13 protein-coding genes are annotated in these 18,367 nt (G+C 54.3%); 11 read left to right on the top strand and 2 right to left on the bottom strand.

The annotated features are described in order from the left end of the window. Positions 1-58 precede the first annotated feature (58 nt). Positions 59-2,683: a ComEC/Rec2 family competence protein gene (locus tag ACTQ52_RS09705; protein WP_441982486.1), complete on the top strand. Its 2,625-nt coding sequence runs from the start codon at positions 59-61 to the stop codon at positions 2,681-2,683. Between the two features lie 136 nt (positions 2,684-2,819). On the opposite strand, the gene rpsT is transcribed toward ACTQ52_RS09705, so the two are convergent. Then, positions 2,820-3,083, bottom strand: coding sequence for a 30S ribosomal protein S20 (gene rpsT / locus ACTQ52_RS09700; RefSeq protein ID WP_410042919.1), 264 nt, complete (start codon positions 3,081-3,083; stop codon positions 2,820-2,822). Between the two features lie 369 nt (positions 3,084-3,452). Here rpsT and lepA point away from each other — a divergent pair, with 369 nt between their 5' ends. Both lepA and ACTQ52_RS09690 read left to right on the top strand, forming a co-directional pair. Beyond that, a complete protein-coding gene (lepA, locus tag ACTQ52_RS09695; protein ID WP_441226792.1) occupies positions 3,453-5,276 on the top strand; it encodes a translation elongation factor 4 in 1,824 nt (607 codons plus the stop codon). A 362-nt stretch (positions 5,277-5,638) separates the two neighbouring features. Continuing rightward, on the top strand, positions 5,639-6,664 hold the full coding sequence (locus tag ACTQ52_RS09690; RefSeq protein ID WP_441226791.1) for a branched-chain amino acid aminotransferase: 1,026 nt from the start codon (positions 5,639-5,641) through the stop codon (positions 6,662-6,664). Between the two features lie 267 nt (positions 6,665-6,931). Here ACTQ52_RS09690 and hemW read toward each other — a convergent pair whose 3' ends face one another. Beyond that, positions 6,932-8,122, bottom strand: a complete 1,191-nt coding sequence (gene hemW, locus ACTQ52_RS09685) for a radical SAM family heme chaperone HemW (protein ID WP_441982485.1) — start codon at positions 8,120-8,122, stop codon at positions 6,932-6,934. 250 nt (positions 8,123-8,372) lie between these two features. On the opposite strand from hemW, the gene ACTQ52_RS09680 reads away from it, so the two are divergent. From ACTQ52_RS09680 to dnaJ, 8 genes are all read left to right on the top strand, one after another. After that, positions 8,373-9,914: a sodium/proline symporter gene (locus tag ACTQ52_RS09680; RefSeq protein WP_410042923.1), complete on the top strand. Its 1,542-nt coding sequence runs from the start codon at positions 8,373-8,375 to the stop codon at positions 9,912-9,914. A 157-nt stretch (positions 9,915-10,071) separates the two neighbouring features. Beyond that, the gene (gene holA / locus ACTQ52_RS09675) at positions 10,072-11,088 is read left to right on the top strand and encodes a DNA polymerase III subunit delta (RefSeq protein WP_410042924.1); all 1,017 of its coding nucleotides are present in this window, start codon (positions 10,072-10,074) and stop codon (positions 11,086-11,088) included. Between the two features lie 148 nt (positions 11,089-11,236). Next, positions 11,237-12,055, top strand: coding sequence for a 3D domain-containing protein (locus ACTQ52_RS09670; protein ID WP_441982484.1), 819 nt, complete (start codon positions 11,237-11,239; stop codon positions 12,053-12,055). Between the two features lie 443 nt (positions 12,056-12,498). Continuing rightward, a complete protein-coding gene (locus tag ACTQ52_RS09665) occupies positions 12,499-13,077 on the top strand; it encodes a 3D domain-containing protein (protein WP_441226788.1) in 579 nt (192 codons plus the stop codon). Between the two features lie 204 nt (positions 13,078-13,281). Next, on the top strand, positions 13,282-14,319 hold the full coding sequence (gene hrcA, locus ACTQ52_RS09660) for a heat-inducible transcriptional repressor HrcA (protein WP_410042927.1): 1,038 nt from the start codon (positions 13,282-13,284) through the stop codon (positions 14,317-14,319). Positions 14,320-14,372: 53 nt separating this feature from the next. Beyond that, positions 14,373-15,020: a nucleotide exchange factor GrpE gene (gene grpE, locus ACTQ52_RS09655; protein ID WP_410042928.1), complete on the top strand. Its 648-nt coding sequence runs from the start codon at positions 14,373-14,375 to the stop codon at positions 15,018-15,020. Positions 15,021-15,148: 128 nt separating this feature from the next. Further along, positions 15,149-17,020, top strand: coding sequence for a molecular chaperone DnaK (gene dnaK, locus ACTQ52_RS09650; protein ID WP_441226785.1), 1,872 nt, complete (start codon positions 15,149-15,151; stop codon positions 17,018-17,020). 91 nt (positions 17,021-17,111) lie between these two features. Then, entirely contained in the window at positions 17,112-18,233 is a 1,122-nt protein-coding gene (dnaJ, locus tag ACTQ52_RS09645) for a molecular chaperone DnaJ (RefSeq protein ID WP_441226784.1), read from the top strand. Positions 18,234-18,367 lie beyond the last annotated feature (134 nt).

Raw genomic sequence — 18,367 nt, 5'->3', positions numbered from 1 at the left:
ATGAAAATGAAAGAGGTCGGACCTTGATGGGTCCGGCCTCTTCTGCTATGATGCTCTTATGAATGTGAAACGACCGCTTCTTCTGATGGCCGTGGTGTATGTACTTGGAGTGTGCGTATCTGCCGGGGAATGTGGTTTCGTTCTGAGAGGGGCTGCGGTGATTCTGTCCGCATGCCTCGTTTTCCATGGGATAAAAAAGAAAACGCTTCGGAAGGGTGCGCTTGCACTCTTATTTGTGCTGTTCCTCGCCGGGGGTCTGCGCTATCGGATGGCAGCCCGCGCATTTCAGCGTTCGGAGGAACGGATCCGTATCTTCAGCGGGATGAAGGTGCGTCTGTGCGGAGAAGTGCAGGAATATACGGAGGCTGCGGGAAAGGCGAAGCTGCGCGTGCGAAACGCGCTGCTGTCGAGTGCGTACGGTGCGCGGGATACCCTGCCGGCTTCGGCCACCGCGGCGCTGCGGGCGCGCTATGATCAGCCGGTCGGGACGATCCTCGTCTACATGGAGACCGGGGATGCAGCGTCGCAGTCTGGAAAGTGGAGCGAGAAGGATCGTACATGCAGGGCGCAGTCACCGTCCGAAAAACAGGACAGGGATCCGACGACAGATCGTCATCTGGAGACGGCTCGGCCTCTGCCGGGGGAGCGGATCGAAGTGTATGGGAAGATCTCGCCGGTGGAAGCGCCGCGGAATGAGGGTGTGTTTGATTTTCGTCTGTACTATCGGACGATATCTGTGCATGGTTCGATGTACGGGACATCCTTCCGGGTCATCGGAGGGGAGCCGAAGCCTTTTGCGAGGGGGCTGCAGGAGCTCCGACTTCGGATGGGGGATATCCTCGATCAGCTGCTGCCGCCACAGGACGCCGGCATTTACCGTGCACTGCTGACGGGAGATAAATCGGCCATGGATGAGGATATCCGATCCCTCTATCAGGAGAATGGCATCGCCCATATTCTCGCGGTTTCCGGCCTGCATCTGTCGATTCTGGGCCTCGGTGTCTATGAGCTGCTGCGGCACTTCGGCAGAAGTAAGGCCGCATCCGGCAGCGTCGCAGCTCTTCTGATCATATCCTACGGGATTCTGACGGGCTGCTCCGGCTCGGCTCTCCGGGCAGTGCTGATGCTGCTTCTGCGCTTTCTCGCTGCTGCCATCGGACGGAGCTATGATATGCTGACGGCGATGGCCGCGGCCGCACTCTTTCTCCTGTGGAAGGAGCCGTTCATGCTTTTCGGTGCAGGCTTCCAGCTGAGCTTTCTTGCGGTACTCGCCATCGGCCTCTGTCATGTCCTCCCGGCACCGAAGCATCCGCTCCTCGAGGGCCTGAGGCTCTCCTTTTATCTGCAGCTCCTGACGCTGCCGGTGATTCTGTTTCACTATTTCCGCTTTCCGCTCTACGGGATCTTCCTGAATCTCATCGTACTGCCACTGATGGGCTGCGTGATCTACAGTGGCGTTTTCGCTGTCGGGCTCTTCGGACTGTCAGAGAAGCTCGCGACCATCGCCGTCGGTGGTGGACACTGGATACTTCGCCTGTATACGCTCCTCTGTACGCACTGCGCAGCACTTCCGTACAGCTCCCTGCTGCTCGGTCGACCGTCGATGCACAGTATCCTTCTTTACTATACAGCGCTCAGCGTTGTGACATGGGCGCTCGCGGAACGGCATGCAGCCGAACACGTCGGGCAGCAGCGTGTCCGGCGGTATCCTGTGCAAACGGAGATTCCGGTCCGGGAAAGCTCCGTATCGCAGAGCAGAAGGTCTCGATGGGTACAGCAGCTCTGCGAAAATATAAACATACTGCCGGATCCTGGGAAGCTGGCGTGTCGACTGCCACTCCCCTGCATCGTGCTGCCGTTGCTTCTTTCGATGCTGTGCCTTCCGGCGAAGCAGCCGCAGGGGCTCGAGATCACGGCACTGGATGTCGGACAGGGGGATGGCTTCATCCTGCGAAATCAGGGACTGGTGATGAGTGTGGATGGTGGTTCGACGAGTGACCAGCGCCTCGGGGAAAATGTACTCGTCCCGTATCTCGAGTCACAGGGAATAGAGCACATTGATCTCGCGCTGATTACGCACTGTGATGCGGATCACTATTCTGGAATACAGTATCTTCTTGAGGAGGAGCCGAAGATGAGCATCGGAGAGCTGTTGCTGCCACGGGTGGCCATGCAGGATGCGCGTTATGATGCGCTTCGAGATGCAGCGGTTGCACGGGATGTGCGGATCCGGTACTTCGGACAGGGCGACTGCATTGACCTCGGCGAGGTGGAGATACGCGGATACTATCCGGCGGGGACGGAGAGGCTGGAGGCCGCGAACAATCACTCGATCGGGATGCTGCTGCGCGCGCCGGATTTTCAGATGCTGTTTACGGGGGATATGGACGAGGACTGTGAGCGACAGATGCTCGCGGCACTGTGGGAGGCCGATGCAGGCTACCCGAAGATCGATGTGCTGAAGGTGGGGCATCACGGCAGCCATACGAGCAGCTCGGAGGCACTCCTCGCCGCGCTCCGCCCGGACTATGCGATTCTCAGCTACGGCGTCGGAAACGATTACGGACACCCGCATGCAGAAACGCGGAAGAGACTGCGACGCTACGACGTAAAGATGCTCGAGACCGGCGTGATGGGGGAAATCAGGATAACAGTTTCGTCAGAGGCCCTCCGAGACCTCTGATATAAACAGAAATTAAGAAACCCTGCGGTGGGTTAACCGCAGGGCTTTGTGAGTAACGTTACTTACAAATATTTATTTTCAAGAACGACTTGAAAAATCAGAAATCCTGTACATGATTTCTGTGCGCTTAGCGCAATCAGTTCATGGAAGCGACAGCCTTTGAGATGTGAGCAACCTTTCTGGAAGCGTTGTTAGCCTTATAGATGCCCTTGCTGTGTGCCATGCAAATCTTCTTCTGAGCCATCTTCAGAGCATCCTGAGCTGCTGCCTTATCGCCAGACTCAACTGCTGCGTATACTCTCTTGATGTATGTCTTAACCTCAGAACGAATAGCCTTGTTACGCTCGTTTCTAGCCTGAGCTACAAGAATTCTCTTCTTTGCGGACTTAATGTTTGCCATTGTGAAATCTCCTTTCCTTCAAATATCGTGTGGAGATCCGTCGGATCTCGGCGCTTTCAAATACCGGACACGGACAGTTTGAAAACACGCTAAACTATCATATATAAAACCCCCGCCGGTGTCAAGCTGAAAAGCACGTTTTTTCAGTCTCTCACGCGGACTACGTGTAACAGTTCAGATCGGCAGGAGACCCGGAGGGGGCGGCAATGGAGGCACAGTACTCCGAGACCGGTTCAATCTAAGCCGAGGCCCCTTAGCTGAACTGTGACATTCTGTTGGCAAAAGATGCAGGAGTATGTTAGTATATTTCCACGGAAAATACAAGAATCCGGGAACTGTCCCGGAAATTATATTTATATAGGTAGGAACATGGCAGACATCACAAACATCGATCAGAGTAAAATCAGAAACTTTTGCATCATCGCGCATATCGATCATGGTAAATCGACGCTGGCCGACCGGATCATCGAGAAGACGGGTACGCTGACGGCGCGTGAGATGCAGTCACAGGTGCTCGACAATATGGATATCGAGCGTGAGCGTGGCATCACGATCAAGTCACAGACGACGCGTATCGTCTATAAGGCACAGGATGGTGAGGAGTATATCTTTAATCTCATCGATACCCCGGGCCACGTCGACTTCAACTATGAGGTATCCCGTTCACTGGCAGCCTGTGATGGTGCGATTCTGATCGTCGATGCGACGCAGGGCATCCAGGCGCAGACGCTGGCAAACACCTATCTGGCGCTGGATCATGATCTCGAGATCCTTCCGGTGATCAATAAGATCGATCTTCCGTCGGCCGATCCGGATCGTGTGGCGGAGGAAATCGAGGATATCATCGGCATCGAGGCACATGATGCGCCGCGTATCTCGGCGAAGACCGGTGAAAATGTGGAGGAGGTCCTGGAGGCCATCGTGAAGAAGCTGCCGGCACCGACCGGCTCGAAGGAAAAGCCGCTGCAGGCGCTGATCTTCGACTCCCTCTATGATAACTACCGTGGTGTTATCATTTTCTGTCGAATCAAGGAGGGCACGGTGAAGGTAGGTACCCGCATCCGTCTGATGGCGAGTGGTGCCGCCTTCGATGTAACCGAGGTCGGGTATTTCGGACCGGGCCGCTTCATCCCGTGTCCGGAGCTGAGTGCCGGTATGGTCGGTTACATCACAGCGTCGATCAAGGATATCCGTGATACCCGTGTCGGTGATACGGTGACCGATGATCGGAATCCGGCGGCAGAACCGCTGCCGGGCTATAAGCAGGTGCAGTCGATGGTATACTGTGGTATCTATCCGGCTGATACGATGAAGTATCCGGATCTCCGGGATGCCCTGGAAAAGCTGCAGCTGAACGATGCGGCACTTCAGTATGAGCCGGAGACCTCGCAGGCGCTCGGCTTCGGTTTCCGCTGCGGCTTCCTGGGCCTTCTGCACCTCGATGTCGTACAGGAGCGTCTGGAGAGAGAGTATGATCTCGACCTGGTGACGACGGCACCTTCGGTTGTCTACCATGTGTATAAGACCGACGGCACGATGATGGAGCTTTCGAACCCGGCGAACCTTCCGGATCCGTCTGAGATCGATCATATCGAAGAGCCAGTGGTCGATGTGGAGATCATGGTGACCCCGGAATTCATGGGTGCCATCATGCAGCTCTGCCAGGATCGTCGTGGCGTGTATAAGAGTACCGAGTACATCGAGGCGAACCGTGCGATTCTCAAGTATGAGATGCCGCTCAATGAGATCATCTATGATTTCTTCGATGCGATCAAGTCCCGTTCAAAGGGCTATGCATCCTATGATTATGAGCTCAAGGGCTACCAGACCTCGAAGATGGTGAAGCTTGATATCATGGTCAACCGGCAGGTCATCGATGCACTGAGCTTCATCGTTCATAAGGACTCGGCGTATGAGCGTGGAAAGAAGATGTGCGAGAAGCTGAAGAATGAGATTCCGCGTCAGCTTTTTGAAATTCCGCTGCAGGCGTCGATCGGTGGACAGATCGTCGCTCGTGAGAACATCCGCGCGATGCGAAAGGATGTCCTCGCGAAGTGCTATGGCGGTGATATCTCCCGTAAGAAGAAGCTGCTCGAGAAGCAGAAGGAAGGTAAGCGCCGGATGCGTCAGTTCGGTAATGTCGAGATCCCGCAGAGTGCGTTTATGTCGGTACTGAAGCTCGATTCAGAATAAAATGTGACGGCGCAGGCCGTGGCCCCGGAGGGCCAGCAGCAGAAACACAGTACGCCGAGCTCGGAAGGCTCTAAAATCCCATCCATAAGAAGTACTAAGCCCTCTGCAATCACTGAGTTTTCTTTATGAAAACTCAGCGTTGCAGAGGGGGCTAAGGAAAAATGCTCTAAGTACTTCTAATGGATGGGTTTTGACTCTTCACGACCTCTTTGTATGGTTTCTGCTGTCGGCCCTCCGGGGCCGCAGCCTGTGTTATAACAGACATGAGTATTTTGTGTGCTTTTTGATTTGCATTCATTTTTTTCGAGGACTATACTAACTCTAATCATGACGAGATGTCATAGCGAAAGGAGATACAGACAATGGCGAAGAAAGACCTTGACTGGGGAAATATCGGTTTCAGCTATCGTGTAACCGATAAGAGATATGTATCAAACTGGAAGGATGGAAACTGGGATGAGGGTGCCCTGATCTCGGATCCGAATGTGACCTTAAATGAGTCAGCCGGCATGCTTCAGTACTGCCAGCAGGTATTCGAGGGTATGAAGGCATATACCTGGGAGGATGGATCGGTCGTATGCTTCCGTCCAGACCTTAATGCGGACAGAATGTATACGTCGGCACAGCGTATCGAGATGCCGCCGTTCCCGAAGGATCGTTTCCTCGATGCCATCGATCAGGTCGTAAAGGGAAACCTCGACTGGGTACCGCCATATGGCTCCGGTGCATCCCTTTACCTTCGTCCATATGAGTTCGCAACCGGTGTTGTCATCGGTGTAAAGCCGGCGGATGAGTATCAGTTCAGAGTATTTGCAACTCCGGTAGGACCATACTACAAGGGTGGCGCAACGCCGATCGCTATCCAGGTTTCGGATTTCGACCGTGCAGCACCTCATGGAACCGGTGCTGTAAAGGCTGGCCTCAACTATGCGATGAGCTTACACTCGTCTGTGCTTGCACATAAGGCAGGCTTCGCGGAGAACCTCTACCTCGATGCAGCGACCAGAACCTATGTTGAGGAGACCGGTGGATCCAATGCAATCTTCGTCGATGCAGATGGCAAGCTGGTTGTTCCGAAGTCACCGTCGATCCTTCCGTCCATCACCAGACGTTCGATCGTTTACATCGCAGAGCATTATCTCCACCTGACGGTCGATGAGCGCCCAGTGAAGTTCGAGGAGATCAAGGGCTTCAAGGAGTGCGGTCTCTGCGGTACTGCAGCGGTTATTTCTCCGGTTGGTAAGATCGTAAACCACGAGGAGGTCATCGACCTTCCATCCGGTATGGAGAAGGCCGGCGAAGTCATCGGCGAGCTCTACGCAACCATCACCGGTATCCAGAGCGGCAAGATCGAAGCTCCGGAGGGCTGGATCCGTCACATATGCTGATCGCGGACACCACTGAAATAATTAACTGGAAGTCAGTAAAAAGGAAACCGGAGGACTGTCTCCGGAAACCTTTAAGCTGAGGACGTGAAAAAAACAGAATCGGACCTTTTAGAGGCAGTTAGACATTTTTCCTAAGCACCCTCTGCAACGCGGAGTTCCCATCAAGGGAACTCCGTCGATTGCAGAGGGCTTACTGCCTCTTAAAGGTCCGATTCTAGTTTTTTCCGCCGCAGGCGACCAGGTCTTCGGAGACCGCCCTCCGGTTTTTTAGTCCAGCAGGAAATCGCTGAGGATGAAATTCGAGACGTCCATACCGCGCTCGGAAAAACGGTAGCGGTAGCCTTCGTGGATCAGAAGGCCTTCGTCGGTGTAGCGTTGCAGCTGCTCGCCGAAGACGGAATGAATATCGACCTGGAAGCGGGTCTTGAACTCGACCTCGGAGATACCAGCGGTGCGGCGAAGCCCGAGAAACATAAACTCCTCCATCTGATCCTGCACGCGCTGTGTTGCATGCTCCGCGTGCAGTGTCGGGCAGCCCTGCTGAAGTTCTGAAGCCATGTCGAGTGCGAGGTACTGCGGAAAGCTTCGGAGATTGCTCCAGCGTTCGCCCTGGAAGCAGGAGGCAGCACCGAGACCGAAGCCGAGGTAAGGGATACCGGACCAGTAACCGTAGTTATGTCGGCATTCGTAGCCCGGCTTTGCATAGTTCGAGACCTCGTAGCGCTGGTAGCCGTAGCGCTCCGTCATCTCGCGGGTCAGCGCGTCGATGGCGGCCTGCGTATCCTCTGAAGGAAGTGCCAGCGTACCGGCCTCCTGCATTGCCCGAAACGGCGTCCCCTCCTCGACGATGAGGTTATAGATCGAGACATGCTCCGGCTTCAGCATGAGCACATGGCGGAGCGTCTCGCGCCAGGACTTCTCGGTCTGCCCCGGGATCTCGTCGATGAGGTCGATGTTGATGTTTCGGAAGCCCTCCATCCGCGCACTCTGGTAGCACTTCAGGAAGTCCTCGAAGAGGTGGAGACGGCCGAGGGTGCGGAGCTCGTCGTTGTCGGCGGACTGGAGACCGATGGACAGACGGTTGATGCCGGCGTCGCGGTAGGCCGCAAATTTATACGCGATGGTCGAGGCCGGGTTACACTCGATGGTGATTTCGGCGCTCGGACGGACGGTATAGAAGCGGCGGATGTAATACATGATGCGTGAGATGTACTTTGGATCCAGCAGTGACGGGGTACCGCCGCCGATGAAGATGGTCGAGATCTCGTAGCTCGTCGCCAGCGCGGCACTTTCCCGAATCTCTGCACAGAGCTGATCGATGTAGGGTCCGTGCTCCGTTTCTTTCATCGGAAAAGAGAGGAAATCACAGTAATTGCACTTTCGTGCGCAGAATGGGATGTGGATGTACAGCTCGAGCTGCTGATGGTCGTTTGAATCGATAATCTTGTTGTCCAGCATGGTTTTCTCCTGAAAAATCTAAAGAATAATGTAACATAAGCGCCGGATTTCTGCAATTCACGTTCATGCGCATAACAGCCATACAAAAAAGACATGCGCGCGCATGTCCTATTCTCCTTGCAATCTTTCCTTTGAAGGGGTATGATCATACACATATTTTTTGTTGGGAGAACGCGGCCTTTTTGCACGCTTTCATGCGTTGCCTCGAAAAAGAACGGCGGACTTCCTGTATTAAAGAGAGGTAAGAAAGATGACAGTAGCACAGATCGGAATGATGGTAGCCATGGTCCTGTACCTGGTCGGCATGCTCTTCATCGGATTCAAGGTATCCGATAAGAATGCGACGGCGGGGGACTTTTTCCTGGGCGGTCGTTCCCTGGGCCCCTTTGTGACGGCGATGTCGGCAGAGGCGTCGGATATGTCCTCCTGGCTGCTCATGGGCCTTCCGGGCCTCGCGTATCTCAGCGGCATCTCGGATCCGGGCTGGACCGCCATCGGTCTCGCACTCGGTACCTATATCAACTGGCTCGTCGTTGCGAAGCGTATCCGTATCTATACCGAGGTCAATGACTCCATCACGATTCCGGAGTTCTTCTCAAACCGTTATAATGACCGGAAGAAGATCCTGACCCTGATTGCGGCGGTGGTGATCGTTATTTTCTTTATCCCGTATACGGCGTCCGGCTTTGCTGCCTGCGGTAAGCTCTTCGGCAGTCTCTTCGGTGCAGACTATCATGTGGCGATGATCGCGAGTGCCTTCGTCATCGTCGGCTACACTTCCCTCGGCGGATTCCTCGCAGCGTCAACCACGGACTTCATCCAGAGCATCGTCATGTCGCTCGCACTTCTGATCGTCCTCGTCTTCGGTGTGCACAGAGCGGGTGGTTTCGCGGCCGTTCTCCAGAACGCATCTGGACTCAGTGGCTACCTCGATATGCTGCTGGTGTATGATCCGACGAGCGGGACCTCCAGCCCATACAGTCTCATCACCATCGTTTCGACGCTGGCATGGGGCCTCGGCTACTTCGGTATGCCGCATATCCTGCTTCGCTTCATGGCGATCGGTGATGATAAGAAGCTGAAGCTCTCGAGACGGATCGCGTCCGTATGGGTGGTGATCTCGATGAGCGTGGCGATCTTCATCGGTATCGTCGGCCTCGGTATGACGGCGGCTGGCGCGATCCCGAGCCTCGGCGGCAACCAGTCGGAGACCATCATCGTCGAGATCGCGAAGCTGCTTGCAACCCATGGCGTCCTGCCGGCACTGATCGCTGGTGTCGTCCTGTCCGGTATTCTGGCATCGACCATGTCGACCGCGGATTCACAGCTGCTTGCAGCGTCGAGCTCCATCGCAAACGATATTCTGACTGATGTACTGCACATTCATCTCGATGAGAAGCAGCTTCTGTACGTGGCGCGTGTCTGCCTCCTGATGATCGCCGGCCTTTCCATCGGTATCGCATGGAATCCGGACAGCTCGGTTTTCCAGATCGTATCCTTCGCATGGGCGGGCTTCGGTGCTTCCTTCGGACCGGTCGTTCTCCTCGCACTTTTCTGGAGACGCTCTAACAAGTATGGTGCGACCGCCGGTATGATCGCGGGTGGGTTCATGGTCTTCTTCTGGAAGTACAGCATCCGTCCGCTGGGTGGTCTCTGGAACATCTATGAGCTGCTTCCGGCCTTCCTTGTGGCGATTCTCGTGAACATCCTCGTGAGCCTCGCGACGCCGGCACCGAATGCGGAGGTGACCGCGGACTATGATGAGGTTCAGAAGCGCATTCGGAACCACTGATTCAGCATTCCATAAATTGAGACTGGGCCAATGCTTCTGTCGTGCTATAATGGTGGCACGCGAGGCATTGGCCTTGTTTTGTTTTCGGAAAATGAAACGGGACAGGATGATGTGACGTCGGAGGCATTGGCCTCCATACAGGGAGAGAAAAGGAACGATGGCGTACGGGAAGAAAGAGTCGAAAACGGAATATCTGGCACTGAATGAGGATCTGAAGGCGCTTCGCTTTCGGCCCTGCTACCTGCTCTACGGTTCGGAGGAGTACCTGAAGCTTTCTTATAAGAAGCAGTTCCGTGCGGCCTTCGGCGGCGAGGAGGGGATGGCCTATACGTTTTATGATGGTGCACCGGATGTGCAGGAGCTGATCGATCTTCTGAATACGATTCCGTTTACCTTCGGAGAGAACACGGGGCGGCTCGTGATCATCAGCGGCAGTGAATGGTTCAAGAAGCCGGCACCGGAGAAGCTGCTGCACTATCTCGAGGATAGCGCGCACTATCCGGATACGGCACATCTCATGTTCATCGAGGGTGAGATCGATAAGCGCAGTAAGCTCTATAAGCTCGTGCAGAAGAACGGCTTCGCCTGTGAGCTCGGGGAGCAGGACCGCGCACAGCTCGGTCGCTGGGCGGCGCGGTATCTTACGATGGCGGGGAAGAAGATCCGGAATTCGACGATGGAGCTTTTCCTCGATAAGACCGGCACCAGCATGGATAACATCGCTTCAGAGATGGAGAAGCTGATCGCCTATACTGGTGTGCGGGACGTCATCGAGGACAGTGATGTCGAGGCGATCTGCTCGCAGAATGTCGAGGATCGTGTGTTTGATATGGTGTCTGAGATGGGACTCGGGCATACGAAGAAGGCGCTTCAGTACTACCGGGATCTGCTGACGTTGCAGGAGGCACCGATGCGTCTTTTGCATCTCATGCGCCGGAACTTCAATCAGCTGCTGCTCGCACGTGAGGCGATGGACAGGGATATGAGCGCCCAGGAAGCGGCGGCGTATGTCGGTGTGAGTCCGTGGATCTACCGGAAGCTCACGGATCAGGCGCGGCAGTACTCACGCCATGGTATCGAGGACTATATCCGACGCTTCTATGAATATGATGAAGCCATCAAGAGTGGGAATCTGACGGACCAGATGGCCGTCGAGCTGTTGCTCACCACGTAAGACCGACAGAAAAACGTAAGTTGACGGTTTTTCAGATCTGTATTATGGTTCTTATAGTAATCGTGCACAAAGTGGGGGATTTCTGTGGAAAAAACACAGTTTCTACCTGAAAAGTGCACCCGACTCCCTTATTTTCAGGAGGAAAAGGATGAAAAAGAATCATGTGTGGAGGACGCTTCTGACCCTCTGCCTCGCCACCTGCTTTGCGATGCCTGCATGGGCGGAAGCGCAGGTCGGTCCGGCATGGGTGGATGGCGTTTCCATCAGTGAGCTGAGTCAGTCGACTTATTACACAGGCACGATGAACCCGCAGGATACAACGACGACAGATGGTGCAGAAAGGCCGGTTCTGGTGACCGCGCGAAGCGGACGCAAGGGAAAAAGTACCACCACGCCGGCTGCGGAGAGCACGACCGTGACGACAGGGACAGCGTCATCTGCAGAGAGCCCGGCGCCGGTTGCGAATGCTTCTTCAGGAAGCGCGATCGCGACGACGGCAGCAGCGGGCAGCGCGACGGATCCGTCCACAGCACTGCAGGAGAAACTGGCGGCAGAGCAGGCGGAGGCAGCGGACCTGGCGGCACAGATCGCACAGGAGGAAGCAGCGGCGAGCGTCGGTACGCGTACAGGCGAAACACCGATCGGGGCCGTCGTGACCGAGGAGTCCACGAAGTATACGAAGGGCAGCTCCCTCGGCATCTTCCAGATCACCGGCTACTACGGAAATGGAAAAACCAATTCCGGCACCTGGCCGAAGGCAGACCATACGATCGCGGCGGATACGACCATCCTGCCGATGGGGACGAAGGTTTTCATTCATCATACGGTGTATACGGTTGAGGATATCGGCAGTGCCGTGAAGGGAAATCTGATTGATATCTACTACAACAGCTACGAAGAAGCCTTCGGTGTGACCGCCCTCGGACACCGTTTCGCAGAGGTTTTTGTGGCCGTTCCGAAGAGCTGAAGCGGGACATCGATCTCCTCGCGGATGCACGAAACAGGCGCTGAGATTCGTCCCGATACAGCTGCCGGAGCAAGACGAAACAGGGGGTGTTTTCATCCGTTTATTTCGGTCTTGAAGAGGACGCGGGAAGCGAAAAAACAGTAAAATAAAGACTTGAAAAAAGTGAAAAATCACACGCAAATGCGTGATTTTTCACTTTTTTAATTCTTACGATCTTATAAACTTTTTATAATCACACACTCGACTCTCCGATGAAATAATGCGCAGTCATACGCGTATAAGCGTATGACTGATAGATGAGGGGCTTGACAATTTTTTGGATTTGTCCGTATACTTTCGTGCGTTGAGCTCGCTCCGATCCGGAGCTCTTCGTTCATGCCGGTTCATGTGAGAAAAAACGGAAAGAGAAGTTAGAGACACCGGCGCACACACAGGAGGTTATTTTGAGTTTAAATCTACAAAAGCAGAGAGGTATGATCGGGAAGATGACGATGCTCATCGTACTGATGATTCTTACGATGGCGATGTCCATGCGTACGTATGCAGATGAGAGCGCAAGCTCCGGCGTTTATGCATCTCAGAGCCTGGGCAATGTACTTTTCTTCAATACCAGCACCAACCCACACTTCACCACCGTACAGGAAACGTATGCTGCACAGGCAGTAGAAGAAGCGAAGCAGAAGCAGCAGGCGACACCGTTGTCGGGACAGACGGTGTCGATCGATGGCCGGCAGGCGACGCCGCTGGGGCGCTTCAAGCTGACAGGCTACTGCCCGTGCGCCAGATGCTCCGAGGGCTATGGTACACGTACCGCGACCGGCGCACGTGCGACCGCCGGCAGGACGGTTGCAGTCGACCCACGCGTGATTCCGTATGGCACGCATCTTCTGATCAACGGCCATGAGTACGTCGCAGAGGACTGTGGCGGTGGAGTGCGTGGGGCACACATCGATGTGTTTTATAACACCCATGCGGAGGCGCGAAACATACTTGCGTATGCCGACGTATACGTCCTTCCGTAAGCGCCCTCGATTCGACGGAATTTAAAAAACAGAATATCGTGAAGAAGGGGAGCTGGCCATAGCGGTCGGCTCCCTTTCTTCACGATTTTTTCACAAATTCATCGAGGCTAATCCTTGACATCATTCCAAAATCGAGTAATATAGCAAATAGATGTTAGCACTCCGATATTTCGAGTGCTAACAGACGAAGAGGAGGTGGCAGAGATGGAGCTGGATCAGCGTAAGGTGGTCATCCTTACAACGATTATTAAAAACTATCTGGAGACCGGTGAACCGGTCGGCTCGCGTACGATCAGCAAGTATTCCGGACTCAGCCTTAGTTCTGCTACGATCCGTAACGAGATGAGCGACCTCGAGGAAATGGGCTACATCATGCAGCCGCATACCTCCGCCGGTCGTATCCCGAGTGATAAGGGATACCGCTTCTATGTCGATCAGCTGATGGAGCATCATCAGCATGAAATCGATGATGTGAAAACGGAGATGTTCGAGAAGGTCGATAAGCTGGAGACGACCCTGAAGCAGCTCGTAAAGAATCTGGCACAGGATACTAACTACGCTGCGGTGGTCACCGAGCCGTCGATTCATACGAATAAGATCAAGTTCATCCAGACGTCGATCGTGGATGCGAGAAGAGTGCTTCTCGTCATCATGATGCAGGGCAACATCGTTCGAACCGCAACGGTGATGCTGAGCGGACAGGATGAGCTGGACTTTAACCGTATGCTGAGTATCAACATGCTCCTGAACGACACACTGGATGGCCTGAGTGGTGAAGAAATCACCGAGGGGCGGATCGGACAGATCCTCGCCCGGACACAGCATAAGGATGCAGTGGGTGCGATCCTTCAGGCAATCATCAACATACTGGATATCCGATCCGGGGATGCACGCATCTATACGTCCGGTGCTACGAATATTTTCAAGTATCCGGAGCTCACGGAGTCGGACAATGCTTCCCGCCTTATCAATGCCTTCGAATCGAAGGATGAGCTCGCCGAGTTGGTCCATGAAGTGCAGGGAAACGAGCCGGAAAAGAAAAATCAGATTCAGGTATACATCGGCAGTGAATCGCCGATGGAAAACATGGCGGACTGCTCCGTGGTCACCGCAAATTACGAGCTCGGTAACGGGCTTCGAGGAACGATCGGTGTCATCGGACCGAAACGCATGGATTACGAAAAAGTGCTGGAGGTTCTCTCGAAGATTCAGGGAGAGATGGATCAGGCATTTCGGTCATAGAGATGTACAGAGAATGAACGGAACATCCGGACAGGATGTGATAGGAGGTTATCTTGATAGACGAAGAGTTAAAGAAGTCTTCTGAGGAGCAGGGCACCGAGGAGACCAATGCAGGAAAGACGGCGGAGCAGGAAGCTCCGGCAGCAGATGCTGTGAAGGATACAGAAACGAAGGAAAGCAATGCAAAGGATGCCGGAGAGGCAGAGAGCGCTGAGCAGAGTGCGACACCGGAAGCTTCGGATGCAGAAACTGAAAAGCTGAAAAAGAAGTATGAGGACGCGCTGGCAGAGCAGAAGGATAAGTACATCCGCCTCTATGCCGAGTTTGATAATTACCGTAAGCGGACCGAGAAGGAGAAGTCACAGAACTTCGATTTCGGTGCACGAGAGGTCATCGAGAAGCTGCTTCCGGTGGTCGATAATTTCGAGCGTGCGCTCGGTACCGTCGATCCGGAGGATGAGGACGACGCCTTTACGAAGGGCGTACGCGGCATCTATAAGCAGCTTGAGAAGATGTTTGAGGACCTCGATGTAAAGGCCATTCCGGCGGAGGGCGAGAAGTTCGATCCGAACCTGCACAACGCCGTGATGACGGATACTGAGAGTGATGCCGAAGAGGATACGATCACCCAGGACCTGATGAAGGGCTATACCTACAAGGGCCAGGTGGTTCGTCACTCGATGGTCAAGGTTAAAAAATAAAGTATGTTCATTCCGCCGGGAAACCGGCGTTTGAAGCACCTTCACCAGAGCGCGGAAGCAATCCGGTGATGGCAAGTAGATAGATTACAAGTTTTTATAATTTCGTTTTAGATAAAGGAGATATTGTTATGGGAAAGATTATTGGTATTGACTTAGGTACGACAAACAGCTGTGTAGCTGTTATGGAAGGTGGTAAGCCGACCGTCATCGCAAACGCAGAGGGTATGAGAACAACCCCGTCTGTCGTTGCTTTTACAAAGAATGGTGAGCGACTCGTCGGTGAGCCTGCAAAGCGTCAGGCCGTCACCAACGCAGATCGTACCATCTCTTCCATCAAGAGACATATGGGTTCAGACTATAAGGTAAGCATCGACGGTAAGGACTATACCCCGCAGGAGATTTCTGCGATGATCCTCCAGAAGCTGAAGGCAGATGCAGAGGCATACCTCGGTGAGAAGGTAAGCGAGGCAGTCATCACGGTTCCGGCATACTTCAATGATGCACAGCGTCAGGCAACCAAGGATGCCGGTAAGATCGCCGGCCTCGATGTAAAGCGTATCATCAACGAGCCGACCGCAGCTGCACTTGCATACGGCCTCGATGAGGGCGACGAGCAGAAGGTTATGGTATATGACCTCGGTGGTGGTACCTTCGATGTATCGATCATCGATATCGGTGACGGTGTCATCGAGGTTCTTTCAACCAACGGTGATACCCGCCTCGGTGGTGATGACTACGATGCACGTATCCAGAACTGGATGATCGAGGAGTTCAAGAAGGCAGAGGGCGTCGACCTCAGCCAGGATAAGATGGCCGTTCAGAGACTGAAGGAAGCCGCTGAGAAGGCAAAGAAGGAGCTTTCTGCTTCGACCACCACGGAGATCAACCTTCCGTTCATCACGGCAACCGCAGAGGGCCCGAAGCACCTCGATATGACGCTTACGAGAGCGAAGTTTGAGGAGCTGACCGCAGACCTCACTGAGAGAACCGCTGTTCCGGTACAGAATGCACTTCGTGATGCAGGTATGACGGCCGCAGAGCTTTCAAAGGTTCTTCTCGTCGGTGGTTCGACGCGTATGCCGGTTGCACAGGAGAAGGTAAAGCAGCTGACCGGTAAGGAGCCGAGCAAGACCCTGAACCCGGATGAGTGCGTAGCTATCGGTGCGGCGATCCAGGGTGGTAAGCTCGCCGGTGATGCCGGTGCCGGTGATGTTCTTCTTCTCGATGTAACACCGCTGACACTTTCCATCGAGACCCTCGGTGGTGTGGCAACACCGCTCATCAAGAGAAATACAACCATTCCTACCCATGCTTCTCAGGTATTCTCTACCGCAGAGGATAACCAGACCGCTGTAGACATTCATGTCGTACAGGGTGAGCGTGAGTTCGCAAGAGATAACAAGACCCTCGGCCAGTTCCGTCTGGATGGTATTCTCCCGGCACGTCGTGGCGTTCCGAAGATCGAGGTATGCTTCGATATCGATGCGAACGGTATCGTAAATGTATCCGCGAAGGATCAGGGTACCGGTAAGGAGCAGCACATCACCATCACCTCCGGTTCGAATATGAGCCAGGATGATATCGATAAGGCCGTAAAGGAAGCTGCTCAGTATGAGGCAGCCGACAAGGAGAAGAAGGAAGCCATCGAGACCAGAAATGGTGCAGATTCCATCGTCTTCCAGACCAAGAAGGCACTGGAAGAGGTTGGTGATAAGGTTTCTGCTTCCGATAAGTCTCAGGTTGAGGCGGATCTGAAGGCACTCGAGGATGTCCTCGCAGCAAATCCGCTCGAGTCCATCACGAAGGACGGCGCAGAGAAGATCAAGGCTGCACAGGAGACCCTGATGAAGTCTTCGCAGTCCCTGTTCTCAAAGGTGTATGAGCAGTCACAGGCTGCCGGTGCAGCAGGTCAGGCTGGCCCTCAGGGCGCAGCAGATCAGGGTGCAGCAAACAGCAACCCGGATGACAACGTAGTGGATGGCGATTTCAAGGAAGTTTAATTCCTGAAAGACATACGGAAAGCCTCCGGCGCATGCGCCGGAGGCATACGTTCGTCTTGTGAGAAAGAAAATCAGCAGGAGATAGAAACACATGGCAGAAAAGCGTGATTACTATGAAGTCCTCGGCGTGGATAAAAACGCAGATGACGCAACGATAAAGAAGGCATTCCGTAAGCTTGCCAAGAAGTACCATCCGGATGCGAATCCAGGTGATAAGGAGGCGGAAGCCAGATTTAAGGAATGCAACGAGGCCTATGCAGTTCTTTCGGATCCGGAGAAGAGAAAGGCGTATGACACCTATGGCCATGCAGCCTTCGATCCGAACTCGGCAGCTGGTCAGAGTACAGGCTATGGTGGCTTCGACTTCGGTGGCATGGACTTCTCCGATATTTTCGGAGACCTGTTCGGCTTCGGCGGTCGTGGGGGATTTTCCTCCTATGGCGGTGCCAGTCGAGGAAACCAGCCGACCCGTGGTCAGTCGATCCGTACGAGTGTTCGTGTCAGCTTCGACGAGGCCATCAAGGGCTGTAAGAAGAACATCAAGATCCGGTATAAGGATACCTGCCCGAAGTGTAATGGTACGGGCGCGAAGCCGGGCACACAGCCGGAGACCTGTTCGAAGTGCGGCGGCCGTGGACAGGTGGTGATGACACAGCAGAGCATGTTCGGTACGGTGCAGCAGGTGGTGACCTGTCCGGACTGCCATGGCTCGGGTAAGATCATCAAGGAGAAGTGTCCGGACTGCCGTGGCGAGGGCTACATCGCGACGGAGAAGAACATCGAGCTGACGATCCCGGCCGGTATCGATGATGGACAGACCTTGCGCCGTTCCGGTGGCGGTGATCCGGGAACCAATGGCGGTCCGAGAGGTGATCTTCTCGTCGATGTCGCGGTTTCCCAGCATCCGTTCTTCAAGCGACAGGGTACGAATATCTACTCGACCGAGGAGATCAGCTTCGCGACCGCGACACTCGGCGGTACGAAGGTGATCAAGACCGTGGATGGTCCGGTGGAGCTGAAGATCAAGCCGGGCACCCAGTCGGATACGAAGACGAGACTGCGTGGCAAGGGTGTACCGAGCCTGAGCAACCCGAATCTTCGAGGCGATCAGTATGTGACGATCGTCGTCAATATTCCGACGAAACTGAATAAAAAGCAGCGTGAGGCACTGAAGGCTTACGCGGAGGCCTGCGGCGAGACCGTAGACGCATGATGATACCCGATTCCCCGGAGGACTGGTGTGCTACCCGTCAAGTGGACAATGAATAACAATAAGTTCTAGGTTTACCCTGGCTGACGAAAAGTCAGCCAGGGTATTTCTCTATGCTGCTGTCTGATACTGATCAT

Origin of the sequence: Oribacterium sp. Sow4_G1_1, from assembly GCF_052116105.1 — a bacterium.
In the GTDB taxonomy this organism is placed as follows: domain Bacteria; phylum Bacillota; class Clostridia; order Lachnospirales; family Lachnospiraceae; genus Oribacterium.
This window is presented reverse-complemented; position numbering and strand designations above follow the sequence as displayed.

Excerpts from the sequence above, each read along its gene's own strand:
- hrcA (WP_410042927.1), top strand. The coding sequence starts at position 13,282 with ATGGAGCTGGATCAGCGTAAGGTGGTCATCCTTACAACGATTATTAAA.
- dnaK (WP_441226785.1), top strand. The coding sequence starts at position 15,149 with ATGGGAAAGATTATTGGTATTGACTTAGGTACGACAAACAGCTGTGTA.
- holA (WP_410042924.1), top strand. The coding sequence starts at position 10,072 with ATGGCGTACGGGAAGAAAGAGTCGAAAACGGAATATCTGGCACTGAAT.
- dnaJ (WP_441226784.1), top strand. The coding sequence starts at position 17,112 with ATGGCAGAAAAGCGTGATTACTATGAAGTCCTCGGCGTGGATAAAAAC.
- ACTQ52_RS09690 (WP_441226791.1), top strand. The coding sequence starts at position 5,639 with ATGGCGAAGAAAGACCTTGACTGGGGAAATATCGGTTTCAGCTATCGT.
- ACTQ52_RS09705 (WP_441982486.1), top strand. The coding sequence starts at position 59 with ATGAATGTGAAACGACCGCTTCTTCTGATGGCCGTGGTGTATGTACTT.
- ACTQ52_RS09680 (WP_410042923.1), top strand. The coding sequence starts at position 8,373 with ATGACAGTAGCACAGATCGGAATGATGGTAGCCATGGTCCTGTACCTG.
- rpsT (WP_410042919.1), bottom strand. The coding sequence starts at position 3,083 with ATGGCAAACATTAAGTCCGCAAAGAAGAGAATTCTTGTAGCTCAGGCT.
- hemW (WP_441982485.1), bottom strand. The coding sequence starts at position 8,122 with ATGCTGGACAACAAGATTATCGATTCAAACGACCATCAGCAGCTCGAG.
- ACTQ52_RS09670 (WP_441982484.1), top strand. The coding sequence starts at position 11,237 with ATGAAAAAGAATCATGTGTGGAGGACGCTTCTGACCCTCTGCCTCGCC.
- lepA (WP_441226792.1), top strand. The coding sequence starts at position 3,453 with ATGGCAGACATCACAAACATCGATCAGAGTAAAATCAGAAACTTTTGC.